Below are 21,241 nucleotides of genomic sequence, written 5' to 3'. Positions count from 1 at the left end.
CCGGCTGGGGTGTATGTGAAACGAGTGCGCCTTTGAGGTTGTGCAGGTGAATGAACTCACCTGCTCCTTTTCCTTGACCGGCGCCCCGCGGAGTGGAGACGGACAGTCCGTCAGTGGATTTCCGGCCACGGAGGGGAATCGGTGGTGGAAAGTCCGGAGACCGCAGTCGAGCTCAAGGCGCGTACCGAAAGGGCGTTGCGACCGATCCTTCTCCGTCGGCACGGAAATGAGGTTCAGGTGGGAAGAAAGGCCGCGAACGGGGTGGATCAGTTGGTGTGGGTGTTGGGGAGGTGGTCGCCTACGTGGCCGACCCAGATCTTGCCGGTGCCGCCGCCCGAGTCGTCGTGGAAGTGGATCCTGGGAGCCGGGCAGCCGCCCTTGCGGATCTTGATGTGCGCCTCCATCATCACCTTGCCCGAGGGGTGCACCTCCGCCGGGACGGCGAAGGTCCGCCTCGTGCTGTACTTGCCGTTGGTGTTGACGGTCCGGGACTCGCTCATGGCGACCATGCCCGCCGGGATCGTGAGCCGTCCGGCGCTCCTGCACCAGTCGAAGAACCCGCCGGAGAAGCCCCCCGACGATCTGGCGCGCGCGAACGCGTCGAGGGCTCGCAGGGCGTCCCAGGTCTTGGAGGCCCAGGCCCGTGCCAGGGTGGGGTAGGTGAGGTCGAGTTTCGCCGCCTCGGTGTCGGTGTCGCCGATCTCCACGTGCGGGAGCGTCTCCCGCGCCATGTTCAGGGCGTCCATCAGGCTGGTCGGCTCGAAGGAGGGGGTGCCGGAGGAGAGCCCGAAGGCGGGCTGACCGGCCTCGGCCAGCCGTGCCTCCAGCCAGCGGACCCGTTCTTCGAGCTTGCGGGAGCCCGCGACGGCCTCGGCGTACTCCTGCTGGAGGATCTCGTGTTCGGTGCGGAGCCGGTCGATCTCACCGGCCAGCCGGTCGCTCTCGTCCTCCGCCTCGGCCAGCAGCCGGTCCCCGCTCTGCCGTACCACGATGAGATCGCGCAGCCCGTCGACGTGCGCGCCGAGGGTGCGCATCTGGCGCAGGATCTTCCCGTTCTCCGAGCCGTTTCCCCCCGACGACGCCGCGAGGTCGAGCGCCGCGTCCAGCTCCCCTCGCAGCTCCTTGATCACCATGTCGGCGACCGTTCCGGCGAGCGCCTCGGCGTCGAGGAGGGGGCGCTCGACGGCGGCGGGCTCCGGTTCCGGGGACACGACGGGCTCCGCGGGCTCCGCGGCATCTCCCGGGGGAGGGGCGTCGGGCACGGGATCGGGGCGCGGGGTCATCGCCATCATCCAGCGGCGCAGCCCCTCTCCGCCGGAGTCGGCCGCGGCCGTCCTCGGGGCCACCGCCTTGGCGATGTCACCGGGCCTGGCCTTGCCCACCAGGACCCTGGAGACGACACGGTAGGTGCGCTGGACGTCCTCGGGAAGGGCCCGCCTGGCGGTCTCGCCGATGACGCCGCCCGCGGCCAGGTCGAGCGCCTGCCTGCCCTGCTTGCGGATCATCGGCCCTCCCATCGGGCGGTGCCGGTAGGGGTGGCTCTCGGCGCCCGGGGTGAACGGGGTCACATAGGTGCGAACCCCCCCGCCGAACACGCCGAGATCGGAGCCCATCGCCTCGTTGAAGCGGTTCTGGGCGTGCAGGTCGGCGAAGCGGACGACCACGCCGGCTCCGGCGACCACCCCGGCCAGATAGTCGGCCCTCGTCCTGGCCGCCTGCGGGTCCTGCGGGTCCACCGCCACGACGACCAGGGGGACGCGGCGGTTGCGCTCGGACAGCACCGGGAGCAGCCGGCGCACGCCGTCCTCGTCCACCTCGTCGGCCGCGTCCGTCAGGTGCACCGCCCCGTCGGTGACGCGCGCGGTGCGCAGGTAGGACTGGACGAACCCCGGGGCGTGCCCCGCGCCGGTCTCGCCGTCCTCCTCCACCGTGACGACCACCCACCCGGTCAGCCCGGGAACCCGCTCGGCGTAGGTGATCCGGGTGCGCAGCAGTCCTCCTTCGAGGGGTTCCTCCAGGAGGTACCGGCCGCACTCGCCGCCGTGCTCCATGCGGACCCGCACGCCGTCCCTCTCGAACTCCTGCGAAGCCCTGCCCGCCTCGGGCGGGGGAAGCCCCCTGCCGGTCAGCCAGTCTCCGAAGGTGCGGCAGAGCCGGGGCGAGATCGGCGCGGTTCCGTCACGTAGGACCGCCTGGTAGAGGCGGTTCACATTCGAGGACATGGACACGCCACCCAGGGGGCCGGGCGCGGGGCCGGCCGGTGCGGACGGGCGGTGCGGGAGGCGGCGGGGCGGGGCGCCCCGGCGGGCGGGGGCGCCTCGACGCGGCGGGTGCGCCGTCCGCCGCCGCCGGGTCTGGACCCGCGTCGGCCGCGCCGCGCCCGTGCTCCGGGCGCGGCTCTTGAGGTGGAGCGTGACATGTGCCGGGCAGAGGACACAGCGGTCTCCAGATGTCGGGGAGAGTCATCAGATCACGAACGTGTACGCAGCGTCAGGGAATCGGGTGATTGCCGTGGTCTCGCGGGACTCCCGTCCCGGACCCGGCCCCGTCCCGGGGCGCGGACGGTGCTCCGCGCCGGCGGTTCGGGGCCGTTTTCCGGTCCGCTCGTACGGTCGGAAGGAGCGTGAGACGGAAACGATGATAAGCGCTGTTTTCCCCATGCAGTGCTGTTTGTTTGCCCTTCCCTCAACCATTTCGCCGCTTTATATCATCACTTCTGGGTATCTCCTGGCTGCTGTCACTTCCGTGGCGGTAAGACGGATCCGAAGTAATTCGGAATCATAAAAGACATGGGAAATACATGCTTCCTCGCAAGGGTAGAGGGGCGTCAAGCCCGATCTTCAGCAAGCGCGTCGGAGCCTTGTCCGCCGCGGTGGTGACAGGCATCCTGATGGTGTCGTCGAGTCCGGCGCCGGCGAACGCCGTAGCCGGGCGGATGGAATTCGCCGGTTCGCGCCTGTCGTCCGGTGATCTCTCCTCCCTCCTTTCCTGCGTGGGGAACGACGGGTGCCGGTGGAGGTTCTGCGGGTGGTGGGGTTATCACCGCCACTGCAATGTGTTCGTCCCCAGGCACGCGCGTCACTGCGGGGGGCGGGGTCACTGCGACCACCGCTAAGAATGCAAATTCCCGATATCTCCGATATTTGGGACATTTCCGATATTTTTCTCCGGTGGATATGACGCCGCCGGTCCTGGTGGGTGCGGGATCGGCAAGGTCAACGACGGGGGTCGTGTCCGGTGCCGACCGGGTACGGCCCCCGTCGCGGTCGTCCGGCCCCGTCATCCCGCGAGCCGTGCTCTCCCCGTCCTGCCGAGGAGGCCGCCCGGGGAGACCGTCCGGGGTCCGTGCCGCGAGACGGGACGATCCCGGGCCGATCTCCCCGCCGTAGGGAACATCACCATGCCGGCGACTCGACCCGGAGGCTCTGATAGAGCATCCTCGGGTGGAGAGTAAGGTTGCCCTGTCCTAAATTAGGTAAGCCTTTGTAGTCTTCCCGGGAGTCGCGGTGTTCGCCAGCTACCTCATCGGATTGCGAGAGGGACTCGAAGCGGCCCTCGTCGTCTCCGTTCTCGTCGCCTTCCTCGTCAAGAGCGATCGCGGGGACCGGCTGCCCCAGGTGTGGATGGGCGTCGGCGCCGCGGTGGTGCTGTCGATCGGGTTCGGCGCCCTGCTCACCTTCACCGCCGCGCACCTCGGCCACGGGCAGCAGGAGCTGTTCGACGCGATCACCTCGCTGCTGGCGACCGTCTTCGTCACCTGGATGATCTTCTGGATGCGCCGGGCGGCCCGCTCCCTCTCGGGTGAGCTGCGGGCCAGGCTGACCGACGCCGTGGAAATGGGCGCGGTGGCCGTGGTCGTCATGGCCTTCCTGGCCGTGGCGCGCGAGGGGCTGGAGACCGCCCTGCTGTTCTTCGCCTCCGTCCAGGGCGCGACCACCACGGCCAGCCCGTTGATCGGCATCAGCCTGGGGGTTCTCACCTCGATCGCGCTCGGCTGGGGGCTCTACCGCAGCGCGCTCCGCATCAACCTGACCACCTTCTTCACCTGGACCGGCCTGCTGCTGATCCTGATCGCCGCGGGCATCTTCAAGTACGGCGTGCACGACCTGCAGGAGGCCGGCATCCTGCCGGGCCTGACCGACTACGCCTTCGACATCAGCTCCGTCATGCCGGCCGACTCCTGGTACGGCACGCTGCTGTCCGGGATGTTCAACATCACCCCGCAGCCGAGCGTGCTGGAGACCGTCGCCTGGATCGGCTACGCGGTTCCCACCCTCTTCCTCTTCCTGCGCCCCCAGCGCAGACGTCCCAGCACCTCCCCGACCCTCCCCGCCACCGACCCGCGCCCCGCGGCTTGAAACAGGACATCATGCGTACTTCCGTTGCCATCGCCGTAGGATTCCTCGCCCTCGCGGGACTGACCGCCTGCTCGGACGGCGGCACCCCCGCCGCGAGCCCGGGGGCCGCCTCGCCCGCCGCCGGCGGCCCGATCGCGGTGGCCGCCAGTGACACCGAGTGCAAGGTCGCGACCACCGAGGTCGCCGCCGGCACCTCCACCTTCACCATCACCAACGGCGGCGCCAAGGTGACGGAGTTCTACGTCTACGCCGCCGGTGACCGGGTCATGGGCGAGGTGGAGAACATCGTGCCCGGCCTGACCCGCGAGGTGATCGTGGAGCTGCCGGCCGGCGCCTACGAGACCGTCTGCAAGCCGGGTATGACCGGCCGGGGCATCCGCGGCCCGCTGACGGTGACCGGCGAGCACAAGCCGCTCAGCGGCGACGCCAAGCTGGCCGCGGCGACCAAGGGCTACAAGCGCTACATCAAGTCCCAGAGCGACACCCTGCTGGTCAAGACCCAGGAGTTCGTGGACGCCGTCAAGGCGGGCGACCTGGCCAAGGCCAAGGCCCTCTACCCGGTCTCGCGGACCTACTGGGAGCGGATCGAGCCGGTGGCGGAGATCTTCGGCGACCTGGACCCGGCGATCGACGCCCGGGAGAACGACGTGGCCGAGGGGGAGGAGTGGACCGGCTTCCACAAGCTGGAGAAGGACCTCTGGGTGACCAAGAACGTCAGCAAGGACGGCCCGATCGCCGACAGGCTGATGGCCGACGTCAAGACGATCGTGGAGAAGGCCAACGCCGCGGAGCTCTCCCCGATCCTGCTGGCCAACGGGGCCAAGGGCCTGCTCGACGAGGTCGCCTCCGGGAAGATCACCGGTGAGGAGGACCGCTACTCCCACACCGACCTGTGGGACTTCGACGCCAACCTGCAGGGTTCCAAGGCCGCGGTCCAGGCGCTCAGGCCCGTTCTGGAGGAGCGTGCCCCCGAGCTGGTCAAGACGCTGGACGAGAGGTTCGCCGCCACCGAGGCCGAGCTGGGCTCCCACCGGGCCGGCGACGGCTGGAAGCTCCACACCGAGCTTTCCAAGGACGACCTAAAGAAGCTGTCGGACTCCATCAACGCCCTGGCCGAGCCGATCAGCAAGATCGCCGCGGTTGTGGCCAAGTAGACGGCGGAGCATTCGGACCAGGCGAGCCGTACGGAGGAGAGCGCATGAGTGGGCGAATCAGCCGCAGGAAGTTGTTCGGTCTGGGCGCGGCCGGGGTGGCGGGGGCGGCGGCGGCCGGCGCCGGTGTGGTGGCGCTGCGGGCCGGAGGGGAGGACGCCGCGTCCACCTCGGCCCACCTCACCTCGGCCTCCGACGCCGTGCCCTTCTACGGTGAGCATCAGGCGGGCATCGTCACCCCCGCCCAGGACCGGCTGCACTTCGTCGCCTTCGACGTCATCACCGACAAGAAGGCGGAGCTGGCCGAGCTGCTGCAGGAGTGGACCGCCGCCGCCGCCCGGATGACCCAGGGCAGGGACGCGGGCACCTTCGGCGCCGTCGGCGGGGTCCGCGAGGCCCCGCCGGACGACACCGGGGAGGCGCTCGGGCTGCCCGCCTCCGGGCTGACGCTGACGGTCGGTTTCGGCGGCTCGCTGTTCGACGGCCGGTTCGGCCTGGCGAGCCGGAAACCGGCCGCCCTGGCCGACCTGCCGAAATTCCCCGGGGACGCCCTGCTGCCGGAGATCTCCGGTGGCGACATCTGCGTCCAGGCGTGCGCGCACGACCCGCAGGTCGCCGTGCACGCCATCCGCAACCTGGCCAGGATCGGCTTCGGACGGGTCTCGGTGCGCTGGTCCCAGCTCGGCTTCGGCCGTACCTCCTCCACCTCGCGTGCCCAGACGACGCCCCGCAACCTGATGGGGTTCAAGGACGGCACCAACAATCTCAAACTTGAGGACGCCGCGCTGCTCAGGGACCAGCTCTGGGTGGGCGGCGACGGTCCCGGCTGGATGAGCGGCGGCAGTTACCTGGTCACCCGGAAGATCCGGATGACGATCGAGACCTGGGACCGGGCCCCGCTGGCCGAGCAGGAGGAGATCTTCGGCCGGAACAAGGGCGAGGGCGCGCCGCTGGGCGCGAAGAAGGAGTTCGACCCGATCGACTTCGCCGCCAAGGACTCCGCGGGCGAGCCCGTCATCAAGGTCGACGCCCACGTCCGGCTCGCCCACCCCAGCAGCAACGGGGGTGCCCGTCTGCTGCGCCGGGGCTACAACTACGTCGACGGGTCCGACGGCCTGGGCCGCCTGGACGCGGGGCTGTTCTTCATGGCCTACCAGCGCGACCCGCACCGCCAGTTCGTGCCCGTCCAGCGGGCCCTGGCGGGAAAGGACCTGCTCAACGAGTACATCAAGCACGTCTCCAGCGGCCTGTTCGCCTGCCCCGGCGGGGTCCGCGACGCCGGCGACTACTGGGGCAGGGCCCTGTTCACCTGATGTCGTTCGCCTGCCGCCGTCCGGCCGGGGCGTCCGGCGCCCTCGCCCGTCCGGCGCCGCGCGGGTCGACGGGCCGGTGGGCCGCCGGGAGCGCCGGGAGCGCCGCCTCCGTCGGCCGGGATCACACGGCCGGCACGGCCGCCGTGTGATCGCCGCGCCCCGCGCCCCGGGCCCGCGTGATCACCGTGACGCCCTACCGGCATGATCGCCGTAGTGCCGGGCCGGGAAAAATTTATCCGGACCACCGGAGAGCGGGAGTGCCGGTGGGCGCCCGTCCGGCCGCTCAAGGCCGTGACCTGCGGGGATGCCGGGATTTCGATCACATGCGCAGATGGCGCCAAACGGCGCACAACGATCAATGAAGGAAAGCTACAGGACTCGTATATTACGTGGAGATAATTGACGTAGCTCCCCTGGGGATCGTAAGGTCCGGAGAACCCGGCTTCCAGTTTTGACAGACCCCCACATGGAGCGGTTAATGAAACGACTAGCAGCGGTAGTGGCGTCGCTCGGCCTCGCGACCGTCACGGCATGCGCCGGCGGCGCCGGAGACAGGGCCGCCGGGGGCGGCGGCACCTACACCACGATCGACGCGCTCAAGCCGGGGATCGACGCGAACGCGCCGATCAACCCGTACAACCCCAAGGGCAACGCCTTCCAGGGGTACAACTCCCAGTGGCTCGCGTGGACCAAGAACCACCTGACCGACCCCAACCAGTTCTACCCGGGCGTCGCGGAGAGCTGGGAGATCGCCCCGGACCAGTCGTCGATCACCATCAGGCTCCACCCGAACGGCAGATGGTCCGACGGCAAGCCGATCACCAGCGAGGACGTCAAGCTCTCGATCGCCCTGGCCTACACCCAGGGCGGTACGGCCTACGCCGTCGACCCGCGCGTCTCCGGCACGGCCGCCGACGTCGAGGTCGTCGACGACAGGACGATCAGGATCACCCAGTCGGCGAAGAACCCGAGCTCCACCTTTGTGCGGGGCGTCATGGAGACCTTCGTCGTCCCGGCGCACATCTGGAAGGACGTGCTGCCCGCCGACTTCTGGGACAAGCTGAAGACCGCCCGCGGCGACGGCCCCCAGGCCGAGGCGGCGCGGACCGAGGTCACCGGCCTCGCCGAGAAGGTCATCTCCTTCGCCCCGGCCAAGGACGTCTCCGCCGGTCCCTTCGTGCTGGAGAGGGTGAATCCGGGCGAGGCGCTGCTGGTGAAGAACAAGAACTTCTACAACGCGGCCAAGGTCGCCCCCGACCAGGTGAAGATCCTCGGTTACACCGGCAACGAGCGGATCTGGAACTACCTGATCGCCGGGAAGCTGGACAACGCGCCCTTCACCGCGGTCCCGACCGACGTGCTGAAGCGCATCGACCAGACTCCGGGCAACACCGTCGTCAGGGGATACACGCCGGTCGGCAACGCGCTGGCCTTCAACCAGTCGAAGAAGCCCTACGACAACGCGCACGTCCGCCGGGGGCTGGCCTACCTGATCAACCGTGAGCAGGTCACCAAGGTCGCCTCCCCGGAGGGCGGCGCCGCCGCGGTGACGACCTCGGGTCTGCACCAGAAGGCCGCGAAGGCGTGGCTGGGCGACTCCTTCGCCGCGCTGGAACCGTACGGGCTGGATCCCGCCAAGGCCGAGCGGGAACTGAAGGCCGCGGGCATGCGCAAGCAGGGCGGCAAGTGGGCGATGCCGGACGGCAGCCCCTGGAAGCTGACCATCAGCGTGCCCGCGCCGTTCTCCGACTGGCTGGCCGGGGCCAAGGCCGTCACCAGCCAGCTCAACGACGCCGGGATCGACGCCGAGGTGGTCACCACCGCCGACTACCCCCTCTACCTGGAGGAGCTGGCGGCCGGTAAGTACGACGTCGGGTTCTGGCTGGTCGCGCTCGGCCCCGTGCCCTACAACATCTACCAGCGCCTGTACGGCGCGGCCAACGGCTGGCAGCTCTTCGGCGGCAGGCTCAAGCACGTCGCCCCCGGCACGGAGGGCAACTGGATGGGCGGCGCCGAGACCGTGGAGGTCGAGGGCGCAGGCAAGGTCAACCCCGGTGAGCTGGCCTTCAACCTCAACTCGGCCTCCCGCGCCGAACAGCAGAAAATCATCGCGACCCTCGCCAAGGTCGCCAACCAGGATCTTCCGGTGATTCAGATGTGGGACTACGTCAACACCCAGTTCGTCAACACCACGCGCTTCACGGGTTTCCCGCAGAACGACAGCGACGCGCTGCGGCTCACCTCCGGTGTCTGGCTGCAACTCGGCATGATCAAGAAGAAGTAGCGGATGATGGTCATCGCACGCCGGCTCGCCGGCCACCTGGCCCGAGGGCTCGTCATGATCCTGGTGGTCACCACGATCAGCTTCCTGATCATCAGGAACATCCCCGGTGATCCCATGCTCGCCCGCTACGAGAAGCTCGTCGAGCAGGGCATGTCGCCGGAGCAGGCCGAGCGCGCCACAGCCGTGCTCTACGGGTTCATGCCGAGCGGCACCATGTGGGAGCAGTACCTCGATTACATATCGGGCCTGTTCCGCCTCGACCTGGGCCAGTCGGTCAGCGTCCCCGGCGCGGCGGTCACCGACGTGCTCGCCTCGGCGGCCAAGTGGACCCTGCTGCCGGTCCTGGTGGGCACCCTGCTGAGCTTCCTGGTCGGCATCATCGTGGGCGTCTACGCGGCGATCAGGCGGTCGGGCAGGCTGGGCGACGTCCTGGCCATCTCGGGCTCGCTCCTGCACGGCCTGCCGCAGTACGTCCTCGCGCTGCTGCTGGGCGCCGTCTTCACGACCCTCCTGCCGATCCTGCCCTCGGGGGGCACGGCGGACATCATGTTCGAGCCGGGCTTCAACGCCGCCTACATCGGCTCGCTGATCCAGCACGCCACGCTGCCGATCGCGACCTACGCGCTGGCCTCCTACGGAGGCTGGATCCTGGCGATGAAGTCCAGCGTGGTCAGCGTGCTCGGCGACGACTTCATCCTCGCCGCCGAACTGCGCGGGCTCAAACGCGGGATCATCTTCCGCTACGTGGCCCGGAACGCGATCCTGCCGCTGTTCACCATCCTCGCGCTCTCGCTGGGCCTGCTCTTCGGCGGCGCGATCTTCATCGAGCGGATCTTCAACTATCCGGGACTGGGGCTGCTGCTCATCGACAGCATCACCAGCCGCGACTACGCGCTGATGGGCGGGGCCTTCCTGCTGATCACCGTGGCGATCGTCATCGCCAACATCGCGGCCGACCTGCTCTACACCGCGATCGACCCGCGGGTGCGCTCAGGAGAGGGGACCTCCGCATGACCGGGCACACGACCCGACACACCACCGGGCACCCGGCCGGGCACCCGGATGGGCGCATGGCCGCCTTGGGCGGGACGACCGGCGGGGACGGTGTCCCCGCCGCGGAGACGGGGGAGGAGACCCGGTGACCGCACCGATCATCGCCGTGAGCGGCTCCCGCGCGACCCTGCGGCGCAACTTCTGGCGCGGCGTCTGGCGGGTGCTGAAGCGCAAGCCCAGCCGGATGCTGGGCGTGGCCATCATGGCCCTGTTCGCGTTCATGGGCGTCTTCGGCCCGATGCTCTATCCCGAGCGGCTGCCGCGCGACGACAGCGCGCTCTACGCCCCGCTGAGCTGGGCACACCCCTTCGGCACCGACTTCGAGGGCACCGACGTGCTCGCCCTGGTGATCACCGGATCGCGGTATGTGCTGCTGACCGGACTGGTCACCGCGGTCATCACGGTCGCGCTCGGCACCGGGATCGGGCTGTTCGCCGGCTTCCGGCGCGGGCGCTGGGACACCGTGCTCATGCGGATCACCGACATGAAGCTGACCATCCCCGGCCTGCCGCTGCTGCTGATCCTGTCCACCGTGTGGAAGTTCAGCAGCGCGGTCGAGATGGGGCTGGTGCTCGGGCTGCTCGGCTGGGGCGGTGTGGCGCGGGCCGTACGGGCCCAGACCCTCTCCCTGCGCGAGCGCGGGTTCATCGAGGCGGCGAGGGGCCTGGGGCTTTCCACCACGCACATCGTCGGCAGGGAACTGCTGCCGAGCATGGCGCCCTTCATCGCGATGAACATGCTCATCGCGGTGACCGGCGCGGTGTACGCGCAGGTGGGGCTCTTCTTCCTGGGCGTGCTGCCGTTCGAGGCCAACAACTGGGGTGTGATGCTCAACCTCGCCGTGTTCGGGGGCGGCGCGTTGACGACGACCTCGGCACTGCCGTACCTGATGGCGCCGCTGCTGGCGATCCTGCTGCTCACCTTGGGCATCGTGCTCGTCGTCGACGCCATGGACGAGATCTTCAACCCCCGGTTGCGTGAGGAGTAGGGGCGCCCATGACATCCGAGAAGGTAGCCGTGACCGCTGAGGGCACCGTTAAGAGCACCGCCGGGAGAACCGCGCCGGGAGTGCGTGTCAGCGGCCTGTCCGTCGTCTACCGGACACCGGCCGGGGAGCTTCCCGCCGTCTCCGGGATCGACCTTGAGCTCGTGCCGGGCTCGATCACCGGGGTGGTCGGCGAGTCGGGCTCCGGCAAGTCGACCCTGGCGCTGTCACTGCTCAACGCCGTCCAGCCGCCCGGCAGGATCAGCGCGGGCAGTGTGGAGATCGACGGTCTCGGCGACGTCGTGAAGCTGACGGGGGAGGCGCTCCGCAAGGCCAGGGGACGGCACATCGGCTATGTCTTCCAGGCCGCGCAGAACTCCCTCAACCCGCTGAAGACGATCGGCAAGCAACTGCTCGACCTGGGCCGCTCGCACGACGTGCCGGACCTGCGCGGGCTCGTCAGGGAGGCCAGGGACCTGCTCGGCCGGATGGGCATGGACGGAGCCCGCGTGCTCGACTCCCACCAGCACGAGCTGTCCGGCGGCATGCGCCAGCGGGTCGGCATCATGTTCGCGCTGGTGCTCAACGCCCACCTCGTGGTGCTGGACGAGCCCACCACCGCGCTCGACATGATCACCCAGGCGACGATCCTGCGGATCGTCCGCGAGGTGCACGAGGAGCGCGGGCTCACCACGCTGGTCATCACCCACGACCTCGGCGTGGTGGCCGAGGTCGCCGACCGGCTGGCCGTCATGTACGGCGGGCGCGTCGTCGAGCAGGGCCCGACCGCCCAGGTGCTCGGCGCCCCCCGGCACCCGTACACCCGGGGCCTGCTCCAGGCCATACCGCGCCTGGTCGGCGACATCGACGAGGCCACGGCCCTGCCGGGCCGCCCGCCGACGCTGGGCACGATCCCGGCCGAGGGGTGCGTGTTCCGGGAGCGCTGCGTCCTGCGGATGGACGTCTGCGAGACCGAGGATCCACCGGTGCTCTCCCAGGGGGAGTCGCTGGTGGCCTGCCACGCCGTCGCGGCGGAGGCCCGGCGGCCCGGACCGGCGACCGCCGCGCGGACCTGGGAGCCCGGGGACGTGTGGGCGATCGACGAGATACCGGGCGCGGCGGGAGCTGACGAGGAGAGGCGGGACGAGGGGATACGGGCGGCCGGGGGAGTACGGCAGGTCGCCGGGGTACGGGGAAGACAGGGGGAACAGGCGTGATCACGGGCAGAGGTGTCACCAAGACCTTCCGGCAGCGGGGCGGAGTGCTCGCCGGCCGGGAGGTGAAGGCGCTGCGCGGCGTCGACTTCGCCATCGAGAAGGGCGGGGCGGCCTCCTTCATCGGTGAGTCCGGCTGTGGCAAGACGACGCTGGGCCGGATCATCGCCGGGCTGGAGCCCCACGACTCCGGTGAGATCGTCATCGACGGCACCGCCATGTCCTCGCTCCGGCCGAGGCAGCGGCAGCCGTACTTCCGCCGCATCCAGCTCATCCACCAGGACCCCTACTCGGCGCTCAACCCCACCCGCACGGTGCACCAGACGCTGAACGCGCCGCTGACGCTGCGGGCGGGGCAGACCCGCCGACCGAGGTCGTGGGTGGACGAGCGGGCCGGGGAACTGCTCTCCCTGGTCGGCCTCGACCCGGGCTACGTGCTGCCGCGCTATCCGCACCAGCTCTCCGGCGGGATGCGCCAGCGGGTGGTCATCGCCCGCGCGCTCACCGTGGACCCCGAGATGCTCGTCGCCGACGAGGCCGTCTCCATGATCGACGTATCACTGCGGCTGGGCATCCTGGCGCTGCTGAAGGACCTGCGCGAGCGGCTCGGGGTGAGCGTGCTGTTCATCACCCACGACGTGGCGACCGCGCGCTACATCGGCGCGGACGGCGAGCTCTACGTCATCTACCGGGGACAGGTCGTCGAACGGGGGCCGGTGGAGACGATCATCTCCGACCCGGTCCACCCCTACACCCAGTCGCTGCTGTCGGCCATTCCGGTGCTGCACGGCCTGGAGCGGCCCGGAGAGCAGGTGGTGGTGCCGACCGAGGCGCTCGACGAGAGCCACCGCGACACGGGCTGCCTGTTCGCGCGGCGCTGCCCGTTCCGCACCGAGCGCTGCCTGACCGAGGAGCCGCTGCTCGGCCACGGCGAGGGCACGCCCCAGGAGCACGCCTGCCACCACCCCATGAGCCGCAGCGTCGTCGCCATGCCGGTCGGCGGGGGGTGACGGGCTTGAGCGGCGGAAGCGGGGGAGGCGGCACGGGCGGCCAGGACGGAGGGGGGGACACGATGGGCGCGTCGGGTCTGTCGGGCACGACCGGTCCGGCGACGCCGCCGGGGATCCGTGAGGCCGTCGCCGCGGACGCGACGGCGCTCGGCGAGGTCGCGCGGGCCGCGCTCACCCTGGACGCCGCGCAGGCGCCGTCGCTGGTGGCCCGCCTCGCGCAGCCGCCTCCGGGGCGCCGGTGGACGGCGCTGGTGAGCGGCGACCTCGACGGCGTGCTGTTCGCCTCGATGTCGGAGCAGGACGGATCCCTAGGCCACATCGACCTGCTCGCGGTGGTCCCCGGGGCACGGGGTGAGGGGCGGGGCCGCGCGCTGATCGCCGCGGCCGAGGAGTGGCTGCGCGCGGAGGGGGCGACGGAGGTCCGGTTCGCCGGCAACCCGCCCTGCTACGCCTGGCCGGGCATCGACGTACGCTACACGCCCGCGGCCTGCCTGGCCGAGGAGCTCGGCTACCAGCGGTACAGAACCGCATGGAACATGACCGTCGATCTCACCGCCGACCTGTCGGTCCAGGCCGACCTGGTACGGCTGGCGGCCGGCGGCGTCACCGTGCACGCGGCCGGCCGCGAGGAGCGGGATGCCGTGGCCGCCTTCGTCCGGAGACAGTGGAACGGCAACTGGGCCTGGGAGGCCGAGCAGGCGACCGGCTGCCATTACGCCTCCCGTGACGGTGAGATCCTCGGCTTCGCCGCGTGGGGCGCCAGGCCCGCCTGGTTCGGCCCGATGGGCACCGTCCCGGCGGCACGCGGGCTCGGCGTGGGCCGGGTGCTGCTGCGCCGCTGCCTGGCCGAGCAGCGGGCGGCGGGCCTGACGAGCGCGCAGATCTCCTGGGTGGGGCCTCTCGGCTTCTACTCCCGGGCGGTCGGCGCGCGCGCCGAACGGGTCTTCTGGCTCTACCGCAGGGAGCTGCGGTGACGGGCCGGGCGGCGGAGTCGGCCGCATCCGATGAAAGATAATTTCCATCCTGGAAGAGTCCGATGAAAATTAGCAACATGGAATGCCATGACTGATCCACTCGCCGACCTGTCCACCGAGCAGAGCGATCCGCGTTACAGCCGGATCGACCGGCTCCCCACCGAGGAGGTCGCCCGGCTGATGAACGCGGCCGACGCCACGGTGCCGACCGCGGTGGCCGCGGCGATCCCGGTGATCTCCGCCGCGGTCGACGCCGTCGTCGCCCGGATGAAGGCCGGAGGCCGGCTGTTCTACGTGGGCGCCGGGACCTCGGGCCGGCTGGCCGTACTGGACGCCTCCGAGTGCCCGCCGACCTTCGGCACCGACCCCGAGCTGGTGCAGGGCATCATCGCGGGCGGCGAGCCCGCGCTGACCCACTCGGTCGAGGGCGCCGAGGACGACGCCGCCGCGGGGGCCGCCGCGATCGCCGGCCGGCGGGTGGGGGCGCTCGACTCCCTGGTGGGCGTCTCCGCCAGCGGCCGGGCCCCGTACGTGCTCGGCGCGCTGGCCGAGGCCGGCCGCCGCGGAGCGCTGACCGTGTCGCTCTCCTGCAACGCCGGAAGCCCGCTCTCCGGGGCGGCGCTGCACCCGATCGAGGTGATCGTCGGCCCGGAGGTGGTGGCCGGCTCGACCCGGCTCAAGGCCGGGACCGCGCAGAAGCTGATCCTCAACATGATCTCCACGATCGCGATGGTCAGGCTGGGCCGGACCTACGGCAACAGCATGATCGAGATGTCCGCGATCAACTCCAAGCTGGCCGGACGGGCGGCGCGGATGGTCGGCGACATCACCGGCGCGAGCCTCTCCGTCGCCCGTCCCGCGCTGGAGGCGGCGGGATGGCAGGTGAAGATCGCGGTGCTGATGATCGAGCAGGGCCTCGGCCCCGACGACGCCCGCGCCCTGCTGGACGGGCACGGCGACAACCTGGAGGCGGCCCGGGCAGCGTCGGCGGGGCCGGAGGAACGGGCCTCGGAGGACGCGCGGGGTGCCTGAGACCTCCGGGGCGGCCGGGGTGATCGGCGTCCCCGGGAGATCCGGGCGGCTCGGCGGTGTCCTGGCCGCGGCCGTGCCGGGCGTGTGCTCGGCGGCGGTCGCGGTGATCTCCGTCGGCGGGACCACGGTGGCCGCGGCGGCGGCGGGGGAGCTCGTCCGGTACTCGGGCCCCTCCGAGGCGCTCCTGGCCGGGCGTCCGGCCGCCCGCCGCGACTCGATCTTCGATCTGGCCTCGCTCACCAAGCTCTTCACGACGGTCGTCGTCCTGTCGCTGGCCGAGGAGGGGCGCCTCGATCTGGGTGAGCCCGTCACGGCCTGGCTGCCGGACGCGCCCCCCGGGGTCACCCCGCGGCACCTGCTCACCCACACGGCGGGCCTGCCGGCCGGTCACCGGGCCCACGAGGAGATCCCCGGTGACGGGCCCGAGGTCCACGCCGCCCGCCTGGCGCGCGTCGTCTCGACGCCGCCGTCGCGTCCGCCCGGCGGGCACCACCTCTACTCCGACGTCGGCCTGATCATCGCGGGCCGGGTGGCGGAGATCGCCGGAGCGGCTCCGCTCGACGAACTGCTCCGCACCCGGATCACCGGGCCGCTCGGCCTGCCGGACACCGGATACCGGCCCGCGCGGTCGCTGCTGCCCCGGATCGCCGCCACCGAGTACATGCCCGGCCGCGCCGGTCCCGGATGCGTGCGCGGTGAGGTCCACGACGAGACCGCCCACGGCCTGGGCGGGGTCGCCGGACACGCCGGGATCTTCGCCACCGCCGACGACGTGCTGCGTTTCGGTGAGGCGCTACGCACCGGCGGAGCGCCGATCCTGCGCCCGGACACGGTCGCTGAGATGACCCGCGACCAGGGCGTCAGGGGGGCGGCGTTCGGCCAGGGGCTGGGGGTGCGCCTCGACGACCCCGCCGTCGCCGGCCCGCTTACCGGTTCCTACGGCCACTCGGGCTTCACCGGCACCTCCGTCGTCGTGGCCCCGGAGCGCCGCCTGACCGCCGTGCTGCTGACCAACAACGTGCACCCCGTCCGGGGCCGGGCGGGCATCCGCGACCTGCGTCACGCCGTCGCGGCGGAGGCCCTGCGCCTGTCCTGACGCCGTTCGCCTTCTCTCAGGCGCGGGAGACGGTGGCCTGTGCCACCCTCACCTGCCGCGACGGCGGGTGTCGGTCAGGAAGTCGCCGAGCGCGTCCCTGGTGGCCCGGAGCGCCGCCTCCGAGGTCTCGAAGGTGCGCTGTGCGACGCCGACGAAGATGCAGTCCACGATCAGGAGCTGACTGATCCGGCTGGCCAGCGCGCCGGGACGGAACGCGGTCTCCCGGCCGGCCGAGACCAGGACGTGGTCGGCGAGATCTGCCAGCGCGGAGCGCGGGTTGTTGGTGATCGCCACCGTGATCGCGCCCGCCTTCCGCGCCACGCCCATCGGCGCAAGCACGTCGGGGGTCTCGCCGGTGCAGCTCACCCCGACCGCGACGTCGCCGGGCCGTACCAGCGCCGCGCTGGTCAGGGCGAGGTGCGCGTCGGTGAAGGAGTGGCCGGGCAGGCCGATCCGCATCAGCTTCTGCGCCATGTCCCCCGCCACCAGGCCGGAGGCGCCGACTCCGTAGACGTCCACCCGGCGTGCACCGGCCACGGCCTCGACGACCAGGCCCAGCCGGTCCGGGTTCAGCTGCGCCGCGGTGTCGGCCAGCGCCTCGGACTCGGCCCTGGCCACCTTCGCGATCACGTCGGTGAGCGGGTCGTCGGGTCCCAGATCGCCCGGGACCAGCCGCTCGGGCGCCTGCCGCGCCACCGCGCCGGCCAGGGCGAACCGCAGCTGGGAGTAGCCGGCGAAGCCGAGGGCCCTGGCGGTGCGCACGATCGTGGCCTCACTCGTCCCCGCGGCCGCGCTGAACTCGGTGATGGTGCTGCGGGCCACCAACGCGGGGTCGTCGAGGATGAGGCGGGCGATGCCCTGGGCCGCGGGGGTGAGCGAGGGCAGGATCGCCCGCACGGTGGCCACCAGGTTCACGGGGGTGGGGCCGTTCTGGTCGAACATGGGGGTACCTTTTTCTGTTGATATCAAGCCTGTCGGCCACCGTGAGATCAGGTCCTCCGGCCGCCGGCCAGCCACTGTGCGACGACGCGGGCCGAAGCCCGGGAGATGCCGTGCGTGGCGACGTACACGGCGCCGCAGGGCTCGCCGGGCAGTCCGGTCTCGACGACGATCGCGTCGGGGCGGAGCCGGACGGCCCGGGCCAGCAGCTCCCGGACCCACGGGTGGCGCGCGGCGTCGTACACCACCAGCACGAGCGGGCGCCCGAGGTCGCCGATGTCCGGCAGCTCCGCCGCCTCGGCGGTGATCGTGTGTCCCGTGGTGCCCGGGAGCAGCTCGGACACGGCGCCGATAAGGCCGGTGGGGATGCCCGGATCGACCGCCGGGTTGAGCCGGGGGGCGATGTCGAGGATCAGCGGTGGTCGCGTGAACCGGGGCGGAGCGCCCAAAACCACCGGGGCGCCCGGTGCCGTACGGTCTCCCGCCACGACCACGCGCAGTGCCGCGCGGGCGGCCAGCAGGCCGAGCTCCTCGCCGTCCCCGGGCCGATCTCCCGCCCCGTTCCGGCGGTCCCCCTCCCCGTCCCGGCCGCGCTCTCCGTCCCGGTCGCGTTCTCCGTCCCGGCCGGGCTCCCCGTGCCGGTCCCGCCCCAGGATCCCCGATCCGGCGGTGTCTCCGGTCTCTCCGGTGCTCCCGGCGTGCCAGGCGGCCAGGGCGAGTACGCGTGCCGCCGCCTCGGCCAGGCGCTCCTCGGACAGGCTCCCGTCGTGCACCGCCTCCACGATCGCGTCGCGCAGCGCGTGGACGCTCTCGCCGCCCGGAGAGGACCTGCTGACACAGATCGCGTCCGCCCCCGCCGCCAGCGCGCGGACCGCGATCTCGCCGGGCGGATACAGGGCGGCGACCGCGCCCATCTCGATCGCGTCGGTGACCAGCACGCCGCCGAAGCCCAGCTCCTCGCGGAGCAGCCCGGTCAGGATCCGCCTGCTCAGCGTGGCGGGGGCGACGGGATCGAGCGCCGGAACCAGCAGGTGACCGCACATCACGGCCCGTACCCCCGCCTCCACCGCCGCGCGGAACGGCGGCAGGTCACGCTCCCGGAGCAGTCCGGCGGAGGCGTGCACGGTCGGCAGCGCGTGGTGAGAGTCGGTGACGGTGTCGCCGTGGCCGGGGAAGTGCTTGGCGCAGGCGGCCACCCCGGCACTCTGCAGCCCGCTGATCCAGGCCGCGCCGTGCCGGGCGACCAGTCCGGGGTCGGGGCCGAAGGAGCGGACGCCGATCACCGGGTTGGCCGGGTTGGCGTTGACGTCCACCACAGGGGCGTAGTCCAAGGTGATGTCGGCGGAGGCGAGGAGGCGCCCGATCTCCCGGGCGACCAGCCGGGTCCGCTCGACGTCGTCGGCCACGCCGAGCGCCCGGTTGCCCGGCCACGAACTGCCGGTCCCGGCCTCCAGCCGGGTGACCGCGCCACCCTCCTCGTCCACCGCGACCACCACGGCGGGGTTCTCCCGCCGCAGGGCCGCCACGAGCCCGGCCGTCTGCTCGGGGCCTTCGAGGTTGCGGGCGAACAGCACCGCCCCGCCGAGCCCCTCGGCGAGCGCCCGGCGCAGCCAGCCGGGCGGCGAGACGCCGTCGAAGCCCGGCTGGAGCACGGTCATGGCCAGCCGGGCCAGACCGGGGCTGCTGTGCGGCATGGAGGCACCCTTCGCGGAGACGTCTCCGGGTAGATTACCGGCTAATGGCACTTTCTTTCACTTTCAATTCACTAGAAGGAATTTTCTGTCATTTCCTCCTGTCGGAACCCTCATGATCGGCACGGTCTCCGTGCCGCGGCGTCTCGGCGGACGCCCCCGGCTCCGGCGATGACCCTGGCCCGGGGCCCTTCGGCGCGGAACCGGGTACGGCTCGCGCCGGGGAGCCGCCTCCGCCGCTCATCGCCCATCGCGGATCAATCGGCGGTGCGCGGCGCGGGCGTCGGCGTCCCGGCCGGAGGTACACCCGGCAGGGGGCCCGGTGGCGTGCAGCGCGAGCGCCGCGGCCCCGGCCGCACCGTCGCGGGCGGTGATCACCGCGCCCGGAAGGCCGGCGCGAACCCGTGCGGCCAGGAGCGTCGGCTCGGTGAGCAGCGAGCCCGCCAGCACCAGCGGGCCGGGGCCCGGGCCCAGCGACCGGACGGTGCCGGTCAGCCGCCGGGCGGCCTCCTGGAGGATCTCCGCCGCCGTCGCGTCGCCCGCCCCGGCCACCGCCTCGACCAGCGGCGCGAGCCGTGCCAGCCACGAGGGCCCGGTCTCGGCGACACCCGCGTGGACGGTGTTCACCAGCCACCGGATCGGCGTGCCGCCGGAGGGAGCCTCCCCGGGACCGGTCCCGGTGCCCTCGGGGTGGACCGCGCCGCCGGACATGCCGCCGGACATGAGGTCGCCGAGGACCGCCCCGCACAGCGCGGTGGGCCCGGCCCGCCCGTCGAGCGAGGCCAGCACAGCCTGTACGGCCCGCCGCCCGATCCACGTCCCCGACCCCTGGTCGCCGAGCAGCCAGCCGTACCCGTCGGCCCGGCGGACGATCCGCCGGTCCTCGATCCGCGCGGCCACCGCGCCGGTGCCCGCGATCAGGACCGTTCCCGACGGCTCGTCGGTCGCCCCGGCGAAGGCCACGAGCGTGTCGGGCACCACCGAGGGCCGCCCGGAGAGCCCGGCCGATCGCCACGCCTCCACGGCGATCGACTCGGCACGCTCGCGTGCCGAGTCCGCGCCCGCCAGCCCGAACACCCCGGCCGTCACCCGGGCCGGGTCGAGATCGCCCAGCGCCTCCCGCAGCGCGGAGCGCAGGCTCGCGCCGGGGGCGGCGGCCGAGAGCGCGTTAGCCCCGCCGCCGTACCCCCGTCCGGCCACCTCGCCGGAGTCCGTCGCCACCACACAGCGGGTGCTCGTCCCCCCGCCGTCGACGCCGATGACCAGTGTTGTCACACGTACTCCATGTGTAGATAATCTCCTTAATATCTCATTCTTGTGAAGAATTCCTGCAAGGGGCCGGGCGAGCCCGCGGGGAGGTGCGGTCACGGCCGTGGCCACACCCCGGGCAGCCGTCGTGCTTGGCCAAGAAAACACCGGTTTATGCCTGATGAGTACGGGGGATCATGTTCGTTGCCGTTTTTCCGGGGAAGAGCCGGACATGATGGAGGGCGAAGCCCGGCGGCGACGGTGCCCCGGTGGTGACCGGGAGAGTCCCCGGCGTCCCGGGCCCGGGAACCGGCGGGGCGCCGTGCCTGGCCGTACGAGGACACCGGGAGCGCGAGGGAGGACCCGCGGTGGCCGACTCGGGGGATGAACGGGCGCTGCGAGCTCTGGGGACGGCGCTTGACGCGAACGCGCCGGTGGTACGGCACGGGCTCAGGCGGTTCCCCGAGGGCACGCCCTTCCTCTGGCTGAGCTCCCCGGAGTCGGGGGACGCCACCGTCTTTCTCGACCACCGCCAGTGGATCTACCTGAACGAGCCTGAGCCGGGCCGTCCGGCCGGCCAGTTCGCCGCCGGCCGGGTCGAGGACGATCCCGAGGTCGTCGTCGAGCGGCTGATGTCCGTCATGGTGCCGGACCGCCGGCGTTCCGGCCGCCTCTCCCGCGCGCTGAAGTGCGGCGGTCTCGGTCTGGCCGCCGGTGCCGGGATGGGCTTCCTGAGCGCGATGATCATGGCGGTACTCGTCGGGGGCAACGGCTACGTCTCCGACGCCTCGACCGCCGGGGTGTACGTCCTGGCCACGCTCGTCGGCGTCGCCACCGCACTGTGGGTGGGCATCCGCCGGTGGCGGCGGCCGCGCCGGCGGTGAGGCGCCCGC

Annotated in this window: 16 protein-coding genes; 12 read left to right on the top strand and 4 right to left on the bottom strand. The window is 71.8% G+C overall.

The annotated features are described in order from the left end of the window. Nucleotides 1-266: 266 nt before the first annotated feature. Nucleotides 267-2,222: a hypothetical protein gene (locus tag ACWEF2_RS01525; protein WP_453811045.1), complete on the bottom strand. Its 1,956-nt coding sequence runs from the start codon at nucleotides 2,220-2,222 to the stop codon at nucleotides 267-269. A gap of 1,284 nt (nucleotides 2,223-3,506) precedes the next feature. Here ACWEF2_RS01525 and efeU point away from each other — a divergent pair. The 11 genes from efeU to ACWEF2_RS01470 all read left to right on the top strand — a co-directional run bounded on the left by efeU (nucleotide 3,507) and on the right by ACWEF2_RS01470 (nucleotide 16,470). Beyond that, nucleotides 3,507-4,358 (top strand): iron uptake transporter permease EfeU, encoded by an 852-nt coding sequence (efeU, locus tag ACWEF2_RS01520; RefSeq protein WP_453811044.1) that lies wholly within the window; start codon nucleotides 3,507-3,509, stop codon nucleotides 4,356-4,358. Between the two features lie 11 nt (nucleotides 4,359-4,369). Then, on the top strand, nucleotides 4,370-5,512 hold the full coding sequence (gene efeO / locus ACWEF2_RS01515; protein ID WP_453811043.1) for an iron uptake system protein EfeO: 1,143 nt from the start codon (nucleotides 4,370-4,372) through the stop codon (nucleotides 5,510-5,512). A gap of 44 nt (nucleotides 5,513-5,556) precedes the next feature. Beyond that, the gene (gene efeB, locus ACWEF2_RS01510; RefSeq protein ID WP_453811042.1) at nucleotides 5,557-6,822 is read left to right on the top strand and encodes an iron uptake transporter deferrochelatase/peroxidase subunit; all 1,266 of its coding nucleotides are present in this window, start codon (nucleotides 5,557-5,559) and stop codon (nucleotides 6,820-6,822) included. A gap of 478 nt (nucleotides 6,823-7,300) precedes the next feature. Then, complete coding sequence (locus ACWEF2_RS01505; RefSeq protein ID WP_453811041.1) at nucleotides 7,301-9,106, top strand: ABC transporter substrate-binding protein; 1,806 nt, start codon at nucleotides 7,301-7,303, stop codon at nucleotides 9,104-9,106. A 3-nt stretch (nucleotides 9,107-9,109) separates the two neighbouring features. After that, nucleotides 9,110-10,120 (top strand): ABC transporter permease, encoded by a 1,011-nt coding sequence (locus ACWEF2_RS01500; RefSeq protein WP_453811040.1) that lies wholly within the window; start codon nucleotides 9,110-9,112, stop codon nucleotides 10,118-10,120. 124 nt (nucleotides 10,121-10,244) lie between these two features. Continuing rightward, entirely contained in the window at nucleotides 10,245-11,147 is a 903-nt protein-coding gene (locus tag ACWEF2_RS01495; protein ID WP_453811039.1) for an ABC transporter permease, read from the top strand. Nucleotides 11,148-11,155: 8 nt separating this feature from the next. Further along, a complete protein-coding gene (locus ACWEF2_RS01490; RefSeq protein WP_453811038.1) occupies nucleotides 11,156-12,361 on the top strand; it encodes an ABC transporter ATP-binding protein in 1,206 nt (401 codons plus the stop codon). Then, on the top strand, nucleotides 12,358-13,368 hold the full coding sequence (locus ACWEF2_RS01485; protein WP_453811037.1) for an ABC transporter ATP-binding protein: 1,011 nt from the start codon (nucleotides 12,358-12,360) through the stop codon (nucleotides 13,366-13,368). Before ACWEF2_RS01490 ends, ACWEF2_RS01485 begins: the two co-directional genes overlap by 4 nt. A gap of 5 nt (nucleotides 13,369-13,373) precedes the next feature. Next, nucleotides 13,374-14,342 carry a GNAT family N-acetyltransferase gene (locus ACWEF2_RS01480; RefSeq protein ID WP_453811036.1) on the top strand — a complete coding sequence of 323 codons (969 nt, stop codon included), beginning with the start codon at nucleotides 13,374-13,376 and terminating at the stop codon, nucleotides 14,340-14,342. Nucleotides 14,343-14,429: 87 nt separating this feature from the next. Then, complete coding sequence (gene murQ, locus ACWEF2_RS01475) at nucleotides 14,430-15,374, top strand: N-acetylmuramic acid 6-phosphate etherase (protein WP_453811035.1); 945 nt, start codon at nucleotides 14,430-14,432, stop codon at nucleotides 15,372-15,374. Next, entirely contained in the window at nucleotides 15,367-16,470 is a 1,104-nt protein-coding gene (locus ACWEF2_RS01470) for a serine hydrolase domain-containing protein (RefSeq protein ID WP_453811034.1), read from the top strand. Before murQ ends, ACWEF2_RS01470 begins: the two co-directional genes overlap by 8 nt. A 48-nt stretch (nucleotides 16,471-16,518) precedes the next feature. Here the strand turns inward: ACWEF2_RS01470 and ACWEF2_RS01465 are convergent, their stop codons facing one another. The 3 genes from ACWEF2_RS01465 to ACWEF2_RS01455 form a co-directional block, all read right to left on the bottom strand. Continuing rightward, the gene (locus ACWEF2_RS01465; RefSeq protein WP_453811033.1) at nucleotides 16,519-17,412 is read right to left on the bottom strand and encodes a MurR/RpiR family transcriptional regulator; all 894 of its coding nucleotides are present in this window, start codon (nucleotides 17,410-17,412) and stop codon (nucleotides 16,519-16,521) included. A gap of 47 nt (nucleotides 17,413-17,459) precedes the next feature. Then, on the bottom strand, nucleotides 17,460-19,103 hold the full coding sequence (locus tag ACWEF2_RS01460) for a glycoside hydrolase family 3 protein (protein ID WP_453811032.1): 1,644 nt from the start codon (nucleotides 19,101-19,103) through the stop codon (nucleotides 17,460-17,462). A 237-nt stretch (nucleotides 19,104-19,340) separates the two neighbouring features. Beyond that, entirely contained in the window at nucleotides 19,341-20,375 is a 1,035-nt protein-coding gene (locus tag ACWEF2_RS01455; RefSeq protein WP_453811031.1) for an N-acetylglucosamine kinase, read from the bottom strand. A gap of 242 nt (nucleotides 20,376-20,617) precedes the next feature. Here ACWEF2_RS01455 and ACWEF2_RS01450 point away from each other — a divergent pair, with 242 nt between their 5' ends. Next, nucleotides 20,618-21,232 (top strand): hypothetical protein, encoded by a 615-nt coding sequence (locus tag ACWEF2_RS01450; RefSeq protein WP_453811030.1) that lies wholly within the window; start codon nucleotides 20,618-20,620, stop codon nucleotides 21,230-21,232. The last annotated feature ends 9 nt before the right edge of the window (nucleotides 21,233-21,241 follow it).

It is taken from the genome of Streptosporangium sp. NPDC004631 (assembly GCF_053601935.1).
This window is presented reverse-complemented; position numbering and strand designations above follow the sequence as displayed.